Raw genomic sequence first — 14553 nt, forward strand, 5'->3', positions numbered from 1 at the left:
TTAGCTGTCCAACACTTCAGAAACGAGCGCCTGGGCTTCCTCCTGCACCTGCTTCAAATGCGCGTCGCCCTTGAAGGACTCGGCGTAGATCTTGTACTTGTCCTCGGTGCCGGATGGGCGTGCGGCGAACCACGCGTTTTCAGTGGTCACCTTCAGCCCACCGATGGCGGCGCCGTTGCCGGGAGCCTCAGTCAGCTTTGCGACGATAGCTTCGCCCGCCAACGCATCCGCCTCGACCTGGTCAGCCGACAGCGCCTTCAGCTTGGCCTTTTCCTCGCGGCCGGCCGGGGCGTCGATGCGCGCGTAGGCCGGGGCTCCGTACTCGGCCTCAAGCTCTGCGTAGCGCGCGGATGGAGTCTTGCCGGTCACGGCGGTGATCTCCGCGGCGAGCAGGTCCATGATCAGCCCGTCCTTGTCGGTGGACCAGACGGTGCCGTCCTTGCGCAAAAACGACGCGCCGGCAGATTCTTCCCCGCCGAAGCCGATGGTGCCGTCGATAAGCCCCGGCACAAACCACTTGAAGCCGACAGGCACCTCCACCAGCTCGCAGCCGAGCGATGCGACCACGCGGTCGATCATGGAGGACGACACCAGGGTCTTGCCCACCGCGGTGCCATCCGCCCAGCCGTCGCGGTGGCTGAACAGGTACTCGATGGCCACGGCCAGGTAATGGTTCGGGTTCATCAGGCCCGCGTCGGGGGTGACGATGCCGTGGCGGTCCGCGTCCGCGTCGTTACCGGTTGCCAAGTCGAACTTGTCTCGGTTGTGCACCAGCGAGGCCATGGAGTTCGGGCTGGAGCAGTCCATGCGGATCTTGCCGTCGGTGTCCAGGGTCATAAACCGCCAGGTGGCGTCGACGTGCGGGTTGACCACCTCGAGGTTCAGCCCGTATCGCTCGCCGATGACACCCCAGTAGTCCACACTCGCCCCGCCCATCGGGTCGGTGCCGATGCGCAGGCCGGACGCCTTGATCGCGTCCATGTCCACCACGTTGCCCAGGTCGGAAACGTAGTGGTCGAGGTAGTCGAACTTCCCGGCGCGCTCGTCCAGCACGCCGCTGACGGGGGTGCGCTTCACACCGTCGAGGCCTGCTGCGATGTACTCGTTGGCGCGCTTGGCAATCCAGTCGGTGGCTTCTGCCGGGGCGGGCCCGCCGGTGGGCGGGTTGTACTTGAAGCCGCCGTCGCGCGGCGGGTTGTGCGACGGGGTGACCACGATGCCGTCGGCCTTGCCGCCGGTGTGGGTCAGGATGGCGTGGGAGACGGCTGGGGTGGGCGTGTAGCGACCGGAGGCGTCGACAAGCACTTGCACCTCGTTGGCGATGAGCACCTCGAGCGCGGAGACCATCGCCGGCTCGGACAGGGCGTGGGTGTCGCGGCCGATGTAGACCGGACCGTCGATGCCCTCGCCGCGGCGGTAGTCCACGATCGCCTGCGTGGTGGCCAGGATGTGCGCCTCGTTAAACGCGTTGTCCAGGGACGAGCCGCGGTGGCCGGAGGTGCCGAAGGCGACCTGCTGGTCCGGGTTGTCCGGGTCGATGTCGCGGGTGTAGTAGGCGGTGATCACCTCGGCGATGTCGATAAGGTCGTCCTCGCGGGCGGGCTGTCCGGCGCGTTGGTGTGCCATGGGAATACTCCTTGTGTCTCAGGCAGAGTCCTTCCCACCATCATCGCCCGTGAATGTTTCTCCTGCCACCTATATATTATTCACTGAACTGTATGTTTTACTTCTGTTCATGGCTGACAACTTGAACAACATCCTCAGTGTTATCTCCACCTTTGTCTGGGGACCGTTCCTGCTCATCCCTCTGCTGCTGGGCACCGGCCTGTTTTTGACCGTACGCCTGCGCGGCATCCAGTTCCGCACCCTCGGCCGCGCCACCCGCCACGCCTTCGTGGACAAGTCCGAGGAAGGCGCGGGCGACATCTCCAACTACCAGGCCCTGACCACCGCCCTGGCCGCCACGGTGGGCACCGGCAACATCGTCGGCGTGGCCACCGCGATCTCCATCGGCGGGCCCGGCGCGCTGTTTTGGATCTGGCTCACCGGCATCGTCGGCATGGCGTCGAAGTACTCCGAGGCCTACCTGGGCGTGCGTTTCCGCACCACCGACAAGAAGGGCAAGCAGCAGGGCGGGCCGCACGAGTACTTAAGAACCGGTGTCGGCGGCCGCTTCGGCAAATTCCTCGCTGCGGCATTTACCCTGTTCACCATCTTCGCCTCCTTCGGCATCGGCAATCTCGCCCAGGGCAACTCCATCGCCGCGGGCATGCACGACGCCTTCGGCATCAGCGCGAACGTCGCCGGCGTGGTCATCTTCTTCGCCGTCGGCGCGGCCGTGCTCGGCGGCATCGAGGGCATCGGCAAAATCACCGCGGCGTTCGTGCCGCTGATGATCGTCATTTACGTCGGCGGCGGCATCACCGCGCTGGCGCTCATGGCGGACCGGGTGCCGGAGGCCATCACCACAATCTTCACCGACGCGTTCACCGGCACCGCAGCCACCGGCGGTTTCGTCGGCTCCGGCATCATGCTGGCCATCCAGTTCGGCGTGGCCCGCGGCATCTTCTCCAACGAGTCCGGCATGGGCTCCGCAGCAATCGCCGCCGCGGCCGCGAAGACGCAACACCCGGCGCGCCAGGCGCTGGTGTCCATGACGCAGACGTTCATCGACACCATCCTCGTGGTCACCATCACCGGCCTGGTCATCGTCACCGCCGGCACCTGGGACATGGGCCGCGACCAGGCCGCGATCATGACCGCCACCGCCTTCGAGACGGCCCTGCCCGGCGAGTGGGGCAGCCTGATCGTCTCCGTCGCCCTGATCTTCTTCGCGTTTTCCACCATCCTGGGCTGGTCCTACTACGGCGAGCGCGCCATCGTGGCGCTGTTCGGCGACTGGGCGTCCATCCCCTACCGCATGTTCTTCACCGCCCTGTCGTTTGTCGGCGCGGTGGCGTCGCTGGAGCTGGCGTGGACGTTCTCCGACCTGTCCAACGGGCTGATGGCCATCCCGAACCTGATCGGCCTGCTGCTTTTGTCCGGCATCGTGGTGCGCGAGACCCGCGAGTACCTCGCCTGGGACCCGTACCTGAAGAAGACCCCGGAGGAGGTCGCGGAGTTCGTGGAACGCCAGCAGATGGACTGGCGATAGACTCGCAGCCGTGGACACATTCCGGACAGCATTGCTGATTGGGCTCGGGGCGGGCCTTGGGGCCGTCGTCAGGCATCTTGTGCTCCTATATACCGCACCCGGGTCCACGGCGGCGCTCGCACTGACCTTCGCCGTCAACATCGCAGGCTGCTTCGCCATGGGCCTGTACAAGCCGGGTCCGCTGTGGGGCGCGGGCTTCCTCGGCGGCTTCACCACCTTCTCCGCGATTTCGGTGGCGGCGATGCAGTCGGATGCGATCGTCGCGCTGGTCATCGTTGCACTTAGCTTTGCGACGTCTATAGTTTCCTACCTTCTCGGCCACACCCTCCGGGAGCGCCGCCATGGCTAGCTGGCTCGGATTGGCACTCACCCTCGCCGTGGTGTTCGCCGGCGGCGTGCTCGGCGGCATGTCCCGGTTCGCCTTAACGAAGCTGATCGGCAACGCCCACGCCGCCACCTTCGCCGCCAACACCGTGGCCTGCGCCATCGCCGGTTTCGCCGCCACCGCCCCAATCGCGTGGCAGATCGCGCTCGGCGCAGGCTTCGCCGGCGCGCTTTCCACCTGGTCCACGCTGGCGCGTGAGCTCGGCGACCTGATCACCGCCGGGCGGTACCGTAAAGCCCTGCGCTACGCGCTGCGCACGGCGGTGCTGGGCATCGTCGCCGCCTGGTTCGGCATGCGTTGGGGCCTTCGCGCCTTCGCCGGTTAGGGCGCTAAGGTGGACAAATGTGCAGTTCGATGACCTAACAACCGGCCTTTCCGTGGCGCTGGGCGCGGGGCTTGGAGCTGTCGCACGCTACCTGGTCCTCATCTGGGTTAGCCCCACCACGCCCGAAGCCCTCGCGCTGACCGTCACCTCCGCGGTGAACCTGGTCGCCTGCTTCTCCATGGGCCTGTTCCAACCCGGCCCGTTCTGGGGCGTGGGCTTCCTCGGCGGGTTTTCCACCCTGTCCGCGGTTTCCTTGACCGCGGTGTCGGATTCGCCGGTGTGGGCCGGATTCATCATCGCGCTCAGCCTCACCACCGCCACCCTGGCCTGGATGGCCGGCGACGCCTCCCGGGGACACCGGCATGCCTGACCTGTTGCCTCTACTCATCGGAGTTGTGGCCGTCTTCATCGGCGGAATGCTAGGCGGGTTTGCCCGCTGGGTACTCATGCGCCAGATCCACAGCACGCTTGCGTCCACGTTCGCGGCGAACGTCTCGGCGGCCGCAGTCATCGGCTTCGCGGTGGCAGCGCCGGGCGTGTTGCGCGTCGGCATCGGTGTGGGTTTCGCAGGTGCCCTGTCCACCCTGTCCATGCTCGCGCGGCAGCTCGGGGAGATGGCCAAGGCCGGCGAGTTCGTCCTGGCCGCGAAGTACGGCGTGGGCACCGCCCTGGCCGCCATCGCCGCCTCCGCGGTCGGCGTGTACGGGTTCGGGTAAGCCCCCCCCCTACTCCGCGATCGCGTCCAGCGGCGGCGTCTTCGCGGCCCTGCCGGCCGGCCACACCGCGGCCAACAAACCGACTACAAACGAGCCGGCAAGCACGGTGCCGACGAGCGGCCACGGGACCACGATCGTCGTTAAGCCTTTAGCCTCAAGGACCGTAAGGAACGCCCACCCCAAACCGAGCCCCAACAGCACGCCGAGGATTGCGCCATAGACCGTCATCTGCACCGACTCGAGCGTGATCATCGTCCGGATCTGGCGGCGCTGCGTGCCCACCGCGCGCAACATGCCGATCTCCTGGCGGCGTTCAATCACCGACAGCGTCAGCGTGTTCACAATTCCCAGCACCGCAATCACCACCGCCAGCGACAACAGCGCGTACAGGATGAACAGCATCTGGTCGATCATGGCGGAGACCTCGCCCGCCATGTCCTGCGTGGAGCGCACCTGCACCACAATGTCGTGGCGCACCAGCTCCTCGAGGTTGGCGCGCAGCTGGTCCTCGCCGACGGTGCCGTCGTTGTTCACGCCGATCATGAGGATGTGCCCCGTGCCGCGCGCGCCCGTGGCGGCGGCCGCCTCGTCGGAAACCACAAACGACTGCAAGATATTTGACGGCGCAAACAGCCCGCCCAGGGTTGCCTCCACCGATTCGCCCGTCGGGCCAGCCACAGTGAGCGTGTCGCCGACGCGCCAGCCGTGCTCTTGCGCCAGCGGCTCGGGCGCGATGATGGTGTTGCCGTCCAGGCTGGAGCTGCCCTCCACCATGTCCAGGGCGATCAGGTCCGCAGGGTCGCCGCGCAGCACGTCCGTAAGCCCGAAGCCGCCGAGCTGGTAGCCGAACTGCCCGTCCACCGAGATCGGCGCCTGGGTGTAGGCGGCCGTCTCGCCAGCGCCCTCGACCGATTGCAGGCGCTCCGGCAGGTCCTCCGGCAGCGGGAACACCCCGTTCTGCGGTCCGGAGAGCACGAAGTCCGCGGACACCTCGCTGGTGGCGACGTCGTCCACCGAGCGCTTCATCGACGCGCCCAGCATGCCAATCACCGTCACCAGCGCAATGCCCAGCATCAGTGCAAACGCCGTGGTGGCGGTGCGCCGAGGGTTGCGGCGCGTGTTTGTGGAGGCGAGTGTGCCCACCGCGCCGAACGGCGCGCCGATGACCCTGCCCAGCGGCGGCACCACCGGCAAGCTCAGCGCCGGGCCGGACAAGAACAGGCCGGTAATCGCAGCCAGCGCCGCCGCCCCCACCAGGGCCGCTCGGCGCCCGGTCGGTCCGTCGTCCCAGCCCATCGCGTACACCGCGGCGGCCACGCCCGTGGCCACCAGGACAAGGCCCGCGACAGTGCGCCAACGCAGCGGCTGCGGCGTGGCGGCCTCGCTGGAACGCATCGCCTCCACCGGCTTGACCTGCCCCGCCTTGCGCGCTGGCGCCAGGGCTGAGAGCACCGTCACCAGTGTGCCCACCACAATCGGCACTACCACCGCGCGCACGGACAGGCCCGTACCCGCATCCGGTAGCGGCATGCCGTAGCGCGCCATCGCCACCCGGATCAGCGCCACCAGCCCCACGCCACCGGCGACGCCGAGCGCGGAGCCAATCACACCCACCAGGGCGGACTCGAACGCCACCGAGCGGGTGATCTGCCCGCGCGCGGCCCCCAGCGCGCGCAGCAGCGCGAACTCGCGGGTACGCTGCGCCACGATCATGGAGAAGGTGTTCGCGATGAGGAACGTCCCCACCAACAAGCACACCAGGCCGAACGCGACCAAAAAGTAGCTGACAAAGCTCAGGCCATCCCGAATCTGCTGGGAGATTTCTTCGGCCACATCCGCGCCCGCGCGCACCTCAAGGTCGCCGAACTGCGCCCCAAGCCTATCGACGACCCCCTGTCCCCCATCCACCGTCATCGCCGGCACCGACGCGCCATCCCGGTACACGTCAAGGTATGCCTGCTCCCCCACCCGCAGCACCAGCGACGTTTCCTGCGCCAGCGGGTCCTCATACAACCCCGTGACGGTGAACTCGTTGCGCCCGTCCTTGTCTACCACGATGAGCTTCTCGCCCATCTCGATGCCGTACTTCTGCGCGCCGTTCGCGTTGACGGCGATGTCGCCGGCGGCGGTGGGAGCGGAGCCGTCGATAAGCAAAGGCGCTCTTCCCACTGCCTCACCTTCGCCGTAGAAAGGCATGAGGCGCGAGGTGCCGAGTTGCGTCTGAATCGCAACTTCATCCTGCCTAGCGACGACCACAGGAACATCCACGAACACATTCACCCGATCGACGCCCTCGGTGCCCCTGATGGCGTCGAACGTGTCCCTATCGATGCTGCCCTCGGTCGGGCGCACCACCGCATCCACGTCCTCGAGCGCCGTGTCCACCGCAGAATCGAACGTGGCGGACAGCATGTTCGTGAACATCAGCGCACCCGACAGGAACGCCGTGCCCAGCACAACTGCCAGCACCGTCAGCGCGAGTCGCAGCTTGTGCGCCGCGACGTTGCGCAGCGAGACCTTCGTCAACGTGTCGGCCATCTAGTCCTCCATGCCAGCCATGACGCGGAGGATGGAATCCATGTCCGGGTCGCGCATCTCGTCGACAATGTTGCCGTCACGCAAAAACACCACCCGGTCGGCATAAGACGCAGCACGGGCATCATGCGTGACAATGACCACCGTCTGCCCGTCCTTATCCACCGCCGTGCGGAGAATCTCCAGGACCTCGCGCGACGCGTTGGAATCCAGGTTCCCCGTCGGCTCGTCGCCGAAAATCAACTCAGGGCGGCTCACCAACGCGCGGGCGCAGGCGACGCGCTGCTGCTGGCCTCCCGACAGCTCCGCCGGGCGGTGATCCAGGCGCTTGGCTAGGCCGAGGCGCGCTGTAACCTCATCGAACCACGCCTGGTCAACCTTGCCGCCCGCAATGCTCGTGGGCAGCGTGATGTTCTCAGCGGCGGTGAGAGTGGGAACCAGGTTGAAGGACTGGAAGATGAATCCAAGGCGGTCGCGCCTCAGTGTCGTGAGCTGCTTGTCATTCAGCTCCGACAGATCTGTCTCCCCGATGTACGCCGACCCCGTGGTGACGGAGTCAAGCCCCGCCATCACGTGCATGAGCGTCGACTTCCCCGAACCGGACGGTCCCATAATCGCAGTGAACTCGTTACGGCCGAACTCGATATCGACGCCGTCGAGCGCTCTGACTTCGGTATCGCCCTTGCCATACGTCTTGACCAGCGACACCGCTTGTGCCGCAGCCCCGCTCACTGCGGGTTCTGGCGTTCCTGTGCCGGGTGCACCTGTGTCGAGTGTTTCTGTCTCAAGGATCTCGTCCGAATCAGCCATCGAGGTTCGCCTCCCTGTCATTCCGTTCCTCCGGGACTATACGCACCCGGTAAGGCGGGGAAGATCGTTAGCTACTCCCTTGAAGAATTCGTGGGTGCTCCCCAATGATGGGGGTCGGCAGGTTGTCCGCAATGCGGATGTTCGCGGCGGCGGCTTTCGCAAGCGTTGACGAGCGGGCCGTTTTCGGCCGGTGTTTGCCCAGGTGGGAAATCGCGCGCTTTGTGTCAACTTTTACGAGACCGCCAGCTACGTGGTTCGTGGGCGGGCACCGGTTGTTGGTGCAGGCGCAGTTGTCCGCAATGCGGAGTGTGGCCCCCGATCTATAGTTCGTGGGTACGCACCAATGATGGGTGCCGCCGTGGTTGTCCGCAATGCGGAGTGTGGCCCGGGTGCGGAATTGGTGGGTGTGCACCAATGATGGGTGCATCTGGGGTTGTCCGCAAGGCGGAGTCTGAACCGGTCTCGGGTTGTTGTGGGTGCGTTGTTGGTCGAGTAGTGGAGGTCGAGTTCGTCGGTGTATGCGGGCGTACTCGACGTCCGGTACTCGACTTTCGTCCCACTGTCGGCGTCATCGTGGCTGCGTGTGCTGTCCCCGCGACCTCTGTGGCCCCTCGTTGACCGGTCGCGTCCCGCCGGGTGATTTCGCCCCGGGGATTTTATGGGTGTGCGCCAATGATGGGTGCCGTCATGGTTGTCCGCAAAGCGGAGTGAGGCCCGGGCACGGAATTGGTTGGTGTGCACCAATAATGGGTGCGGGTGCGGTTGTCCGCAATGCGGAGTCTAGCCAGGTGGGTTCGGGCCAGGCATAGCAAAGCACCCGCCGCACCATCAGTGTTGGTGCGGCGGGTGCTTGTGTGAAGTTGTTGGGTCGGCGGTAACCTACTCTCCCACTCCCTCCCGGGAGCAGTACCATCGGCGCGGGCGGGCTTAGCTTCCGGGTTCGGAATGGGACCGGGCGTTTCCCCGCCGCCATCAACCACCGACACACCTATTGGGGCATGTGCGGCTGATCAACGATTCAGCGTTATGCAATTATGTTGGCCAGTCCGGTGCAAACCGGGTTGGTGTGTTGTGTCAGTGACTGCACAGTGGACGCAAGCAACATGCTTTTGTGTTTCTTCGCGGTGTTTACACCATCAAACGTATTGTTTGGTGTTGGTGTTTATTGGTGTATTAGTACCGGTCGCCTCCACACATTGCTGTGCTTCCAGGTCCGGCCTATCAACCCAGTAGTCTCCTGGGAACCTCAAATGAAACCTCATCTTAAAACAGGCTTCCCGCTTAGATGCTTTCAGCGGTTATCCCTCCCGTACGTAGCCAACCAGCCGTGCTCCTGGCGGAACAACTGGCACACTAGAGGTACGTCCGTCCCGGTCCTCTCGTACTAGGGACAGCCTTCTTCAAGTTTCAACGCGCGCGGCGGATAGAGACCGAACTGTCTCACGACGTTCTGAACCCAGCTCGCGTGCCGCTTTAATGGGCGAACAGCCCAACCCTTGGGACCTACTCCAGCCCCAGGATGCGACGAGCCGACATCGAGGTGCCAAACCATCCCGTCGATATGGACTCTTGGGGAAGATCAGCCTGTTATCCCCGGGGTACCTTTTATCCGTTGAGCGACACCACATCCACAAGTAGGTGCCGGATCACTAGTCCCGACTTTCGTCCCTGCTCGACTTGTAAGTCTCGCAGTCAAGCTCCCTTGTGCACTTACACTCTACACACCTGATTGCCAACCAGGCTGAGGGAACCTTTGGGCGCCTCCGTTACATTTTGGGAGGCAACCGCCCCAGTTAAACTACCCACCAGGCACTGTCCCCAACCCAGATCATGGGCCAAGGTTAGATATCCACTACGGTCAGAGTGGTATTTCAACAACGACTCCACACACACTGGCGTGCATGCTTCSAAGTCTCCCACCTATCCTACACAAACCGCACCGAATGCCAATACCAAGCTATAGTGAAGGTCCCGGGGTCTTTTCGTCCTGCCGCGCGAAACGAGCATCTTTACTCGTACTGCAATTTCACCGGGCCTGTGGTTGAGACAGCAGGGGAGTCGTTACGCCATTCGTGCAGGTCGGAACTTACCCGACAAGGAATTTCGCTACCTTAGGATGGTTATAGTTACCACCGCCGTTTACTGGGGCTTAAATTCTCCGCTTCGGACACAATGTCCTAACGGGTCCTCTTAACCTTCCAGCACCGGGCAGGCGTCAGTCCGTATACATCAACTTAACCGTCTTCGCACGGACCTGTGTTTTTGATAAACAGTCGCTCCCCTCTCTTCTCTGCGACCCCAACCAGCTCAACACGAATGTGTGTCACCGGTTGTGGTCCCCCTTCTCCCGAAGTTACGGGGGCATTTTGCCGAGTTCCTTAACCACAGTTCACCCGCTCGCCTTAGTATTTTCTACCTGACCACCTGTGTCGGTTATGGGTACGGGCCGTACATGCACATCGCTAGAGGCTTTTCTCGGCAGTACAGGATCACCAACATCACCCACATATGGGCTACGCATCACGCCTCACACTTGATGACAACCGGATTTGACCAATGTTGTCGTGCCACACGCTTGCACCGCAATCCAATAAGCGGCTTAGCTACCTCACTGCGTCACCCCATCACTGACCTACCACGGATCAGGCCCCACGCATCACCACCAACCAACCATCCCCGAAGGGATGGCAACGATCGGCAGATCAGGGTGGTTAGTCTCACCGCTTCGATACTGGGCGCGCACATACGGGTACGGGAATATCAACCCGTTGACCATCGACTACGCCTGTCGGCCTCGCCTTAGGACCCGACTCACCCTGGGAAGACGAACTTGACCCAGGAACCCTTAGTCATCCGGCGGGCAAGATTCTCACTTGCCATTCGTTACTCATGCCTGCATTCTCACTCGCATGCAGTCCACCGCTCCTTCCGATACGGCTTCACCCCACACACGACGCTCCCCTACCCAAACAACAAAATTGTTTGCCGCGGCTTCGGCGGTGTACTTGAGCCCCACTGAATTGTCGGCGCGGAACCACTCGACCAGTGAGCTATTACGCACTCTTTCAAGGATGGCTGCTTCTAAGCCAACCTCCTGGCTGTCTTCGCGATCCCACATCCTTTTCCACTTAGCACACCCTTAGGGGCCTTAACCGGCGATCTGGGCTGTTTCCCTCTCGACTATGAAGCTTATCCCCCACAGTCTCACTGCAATGCACCACTATAACCGGTATTCGGAGTTTGGCTGACGTCGCTAAGATGATAGTCCCGCTCAACCAACCAGTAGCTCTACCTCCGGCAAGCTCACATCACGCTGCACCTAAATGCATTTCGGGGAGAACCAGCTATCACGGAGTTTGATTGGCCTTTCACCCCTACCCACAGCTCATCCCCTCAGTTTTCAACCTAAGTGGGTTCGCGCCTCCACAACCTCTTACAGCTGCTTCACACTGGCCATGGGTAGATCACCCCGCTTCGGGTCCAGGACATGCCACTTGCCACCCTATTCGGATTCGCTTTCGCTACGACTACCCCACACACACGGGTTAACCTCGCGACATGCCGCTGACTCGCAGGCTCATTCTTCAAAAGGCACGCCATCACACACAAGGTGCTCTGACGGATTGTAAGCGCATGGTTTCAGGAACTCTTTCACTCCCCTCCCGGGGTACTTTTCACCATTCCCTCACGGTACTTCATTCACTATCGGTCACACTGAGTATTTAGGCTTACCGGGTGGTCCCGGCAGATTCACAGCAGATTCCACGAGCCCGCTGCTACTCGGGAACACAAACAACACAACCACACACACCTTCACGTACAGGACTATTCACCTACTCCGGTGCACCATCCCAGATGCTTCCGCTGATGCATGCAAATTGCGCTTGCAGTCGGCAGCCTGCAACACTTGCGCCCCACAACACCGCACACGCAACCCCTGCCAGGTATCACACGCACACGGTTTAGCCTCATCCGCTATCGCTCGCCACTACACACGGAATCACAATTGTTTTCTTCTCCTACGGGTACTGAGATGTTTCACTTCCCCGCGTCAACCCCCACACAGACTATGAATTCACCTGCGGGTAACACCACACAACCGGTGCTGGGTTTCCCCATTCGGACATCCTCGGATCAACGCTTTGTTGGCAACTCCCCGAGGCATAACGCAGCCTCACACGTCCTTCATCGGCTCAGCATGCCAAGGCATCCACCATACGCCCGTAACAAAACACACGGACACACAAACAAACAGGTATAAACACCAAAACACAAAAAAGAAAGATACTCGCGTCCACTATACAGTTCTCACACAACACAACCCCACACACAACCAACCACAACCAGCGGCCAGCCGACATGAGGGCCCAACAGGAACAACCAATGCTGCCCCAGACACCCAACAGTGCACCAACGAAAAACCCTTTTGTCACGCGATATGGTGAATCCACCAACCCAACACCACGCAGCACACACCCCAACCAGGCACCACCATCACCACCTTCGATGACACGGCGACCAGCGGGTATGCCTCCACCCGGCAAAAACAACAACAGTGGCAGTCACACACTCGGCGACTCAACCACACACACCCACAACTGTGGGCACACAAAATAAAAGCTCCTTAGAAAGGAGGTGATCCAGCCGCACCTTCCGGTACGGCTACCTTGTTACGACTTCGTCCCAATCGCCGATCCCACCTTCGACAGCTCCCTTTAACAGGCCACTGGCTTCGGGTGTTACCAACTTTCATGACGTGACGGGCGGTGTGTACAAGGCCCGGGAACGTATTCACCGCAGCGTTGCTGATCTGCGATTACTAGCGACTCCGACTTCATGGGGTCGAGTTGCAGACCCCAATCCGAACTACGACCGGCTTTCAGCGATTAGCACACCCTCACAGGCTCGCAAACGCGTTGTACCGACCATTGTAGCATGTGTGAAGCCCTGGACATAAGGGGCATGATGATTTGACGTCATCCCCACCTTCCTCCGAGTTAACCCCGGCAGTCTCTCACGAGTCCCCAACCGAATTGCTGGCAACATAAGACAAGGGTTGCGCTCGTTGCGGGACTTAACCCAACATCTCACGACACGAGCTGACGACAACCATGCACCACCTGTACACCAACCACAAAGGGAAACCGTATCTCTACGGCGATCTGGTGTATGTCAAGCCCAGGTAAGGTTCTTCGCGTTGCATCGAATTAATCCACATGCTCCGCCGCTTGTGCGGGCCCCCGTCAATTCCTTTGAGTTTTAGCCTTGCGGCCGTACTCCCCAGGCGGGGCGCTTAATGCGTTAGCTACGGCACGAACCCCGTGGAAGGGACTCACACCTAGCGCCCACCGTTTACGGCATGGACTACCAGGGTATCTAATCCTGTTCGCTACCCATGCTTTCGCTCCTCAGCGTCAGTTACTGCCCAGAGACCTGCCTTCGCCATCGGTGTTCCTCCTGATATCTGCGCATTCCACCGCTACACCAGGAATTCCAGTCTCCCCTACAGCACTCAAGTTATGCCCGTATCGCCTGCAGTCCCGCAGTTAAGCTGCGGGCTTACACAAACGACGCGACAAACCACCTACGAGCTCTTTACGCCCAGTAATTCCGGACAACGCTCGCACCCTACGTATTACCGCGGCTGCTGGCACGTAGTTAGCCGGTGCTTCTTCTCCAGGTACCGTCACAAATACGCTTCGTCCCTAGCGAAAGGAGTTTACAACCCGAAGGCCGTCATCCCCCACGCGGCGTCGCTGCATCAGGCTTGCGCCCATTGTGCAATATTCCCCACTGCTGCCTCCCGTAGGAGTCTGGGCCGTATCTCAGTCCCAATGTGGCCGTACACCCTCTCAGGCCGGCTACCCGTCGACGCCTTGGTAGGCCATTACCCCACCAACAAGCTGATAGGCCGCGAGCTCATCCCACACCGAAAAACTTTCCACCACACCATCCAAAATGTGGTCCTATCCGGTATTAGACCCAGTTTCCCAGGCTTATCCCGAAGTGCAGGGCAGATCACCCACGTGTTACTCACCCGTTCGCCACTCGAGTACCAGTGCAAGCACTGGCCTTTCCGTTCGACTTGCATGTGTTAAGCACGCCGCCAGCGTTCATCCTGAGCCAGGATCAAACTCTCCACAAAAAACGTTTCAGAAAGAAACAGGCCGTGAAAAGCCCAATACCCAACCAAAAACAAACCAACCAACACCCAAACAGGCGCCGGACTGGCAAAAATCCAAAAATTACAAGGTTCAACAACCGACCCCAACCCGACGGGGCAAAACAGGGCCGATCAAAATACGTGAAACATGTTCAACCACACCCCACGCACACTATGAACCAAAAGATGACGCGATCCATCATTGGAATTCAACCACGCCACCACCGGCACACACCCAAACACAGGGCGCACACCACACAGTGCACAAAAAGAGGCAGGCAAACACACCCACGCAACAAAAGTACATTGGCACACTATCGAGTTCTCAAACAACACCAGCACACCCAACACCAACCCACACACAGTGAGCCAGCATCAAAGTGACTTTGGAATCTATCAGCGATTGTTTTCCTGCCCGCCACACAAACCAGAAAGGATCTCACCTTCCAGCGGGGCGTTGTCGGT

Annotated in this window: 8 protein-coding genes and 3 rRNA genes; 5 read left to right on the top strand and 6 right to left on the bottom strand. The window is 61.7% G+C overall.

The genetic code is table 11. The features are described from left to right. On the bottom strand, positions 1–1626 hold the full coding sequence (pgm, locus tag CIHUM_RS08990; RefSeq protein ID WP_273680205.1) for a phosphoglucomutase (alpha-D-glucose-1,6-bisphosphate-dependent): 1626 nt from the start codon (positions 1624–1626) through the stop codon (positions 1–3). Between the two features lie 109 nt (positions 1627–1735). On the opposite strand from pgm, the gene CIHUM_RS08995 reads away from it, so the two are divergent. From CIHUM_RS08995 to CIHUM_RS09015, 5 genes are read left to right on the top strand one after another with little or no spacing between them, the layout of a single operon-like run. Continuing rightward, positions 1736–3154, top strand: a complete 1419-nt coding sequence (locus CIHUM_RS08995) for an alanine/glycine:cation symporter family protein (RefSeq protein ID WP_034998040.1) — start codon at positions 1736–1738, stop codon at positions 3152–3154. A 10-nt stretch (positions 3155–3164) separates the two neighbouring features. Next, positions 3165–3503, top strand: coding sequence for a CrcB family protein (locus CIHUM_RS09000; RefSeq protein ID WP_034998038.1), 339 nt, complete (start codon positions 3165–3167; stop codon positions 3501–3503). Further along, the gene (locus CIHUM_RS09005) at positions 3496–3864 is read left to right on the top strand and encodes a fluoride efflux transporter FluC (RefSeq protein WP_051106310.1); all 369 of its coding nucleotides are present in this window, start codon (positions 3496–3498) and stop codon (positions 3862–3864) included. Before CIHUM_RS09000 ends, CIHUM_RS09005 begins: the two co-directional genes overlap by 8 nt. 19 nt (positions 3865–3883) lie before the next feature. Beyond that, positions 3884–4234 carry a CrcB family protein gene (locus CIHUM_RS09010; RefSeq protein WP_034998035.1) on the top strand — a complete coding sequence of 117 codons (351 nt, stop codon included), beginning with the start codon at positions 3884–3886 and terminating at the stop codon, positions 4232–4234. Then, on the top strand, positions 4227–4580 hold the full coding sequence (locus CIHUM_RS09015) for a FluC/FEX family fluoride channel (protein ID WP_034998032.1): 354 nt from the start codon (positions 4227–4229) through the stop codon (positions 4578–4580). The genes CIHUM_RS09010 and CIHUM_RS09015 overlap by 8 nt, the downstream gene beginning before the upstream one ends. A 9-nt stretch (positions 4581–4589) precedes the next feature. Here CIHUM_RS09015 and CIHUM_RS09020 read toward each other — a convergent pair whose 3' ends face one another. The 5 genes from CIHUM_RS09020 to CIHUM_RS09040 all read right to left on the bottom strand — a co-directional run bounded on the left by CIHUM_RS09020 (position 4590) and on the right by CIHUM_RS09040 (position 14070). Further along, complete coding sequence (locus CIHUM_RS09020; protein ID WP_034998029.1) at positions 4590–7118, bottom strand: ABC transporter permease; 2529 nt, start codon at positions 7116–7118, stop codon at positions 4590–4592. Further along, positions 7119–7925, bottom strand: a complete 807-nt coding sequence (locus CIHUM_RS09025) for an ABC transporter ATP-binding protein (protein WP_081634388.1) — start codon at positions 7923–7925, stop codon at positions 7119–7121. It lies immediately after the preceding gene. Between the two features lie 866 nt (positions 7926–8791). After that, a 5S ribosomal RNA gene (gene rrf, locus CIHUM_RS09030) occupies positions 8792–8909 on the bottom strand. 168 nt (positions 8910–9077) lie between these two features. After that, positions 9078–12162: ribosomal RNA gene (locus CIHUM_RS09035) — 23S ribosomal RNA — on the bottom strand. 391 nt (positions 12163–12553) lie between these two features. Beyond that, positions 12554–14070 (bottom strand): 16S ribosomal RNA (locus tag CIHUM_RS09040). The 16S, 23S and 5S rRNA genes sit together here, the layout of an rRNA operon. Between the last annotated feature and the right edge of the window lie 483 nt (positions 14071–14553).

Source organism: Corynebacterium ihumii (assembly GCF_028609825.1).
GTDB lineage: Bacteria > Actinomycetota > Actinomycetes > Mycobacteriales > Mycobacteriaceae > Corynebacterium > Corynebacterium afermentans.

Excerpts from the sequence above, each read along its gene's own strand:
- pgm (WP_273680205.1), bottom strand. The coding sequence starts at position 1,626 with ATGGCACACCAACGCGCCGGACAGCCCGCCCGCGAGGACGACCTTATC.
- CIHUM_RS08995 (WP_034998040.1), top strand. The coding sequence starts at position 1,736 with ATGGCTGACAACTTGAACAACATCCTCAGTGTTATCTCCACCTTTGTC.
- CIHUM_RS09005 (WP_051106310.1), top strand. The coding sequence starts at position 3,496 with ATGGCTAGCTGGCTCGGATTGGCACTCACCCTCGCCGTGGTGTTCGCC.
- CIHUM_RS09015 (WP_034998032.1), top strand. The coding sequence starts at position 4,227 with ATGCCTGACCTGTTGCCTCTACTCATCGGAGTTGTGGCCGTCTTCATC.
- CIHUM_RS09020 (WP_034998029.1), bottom strand. The coding sequence starts at position 7,118 with ATGGCCGACACGTTGACGAAGGTCTCGCTGCGCAACGTCGCGGCGCAC.
- CIHUM_RS09025 (WP_081634388.1), bottom strand. The coding sequence starts at position 7,925 with ATGGCTGATTCGGACGAGATCCTTGAGACAGAAACACTCGACACAGGT.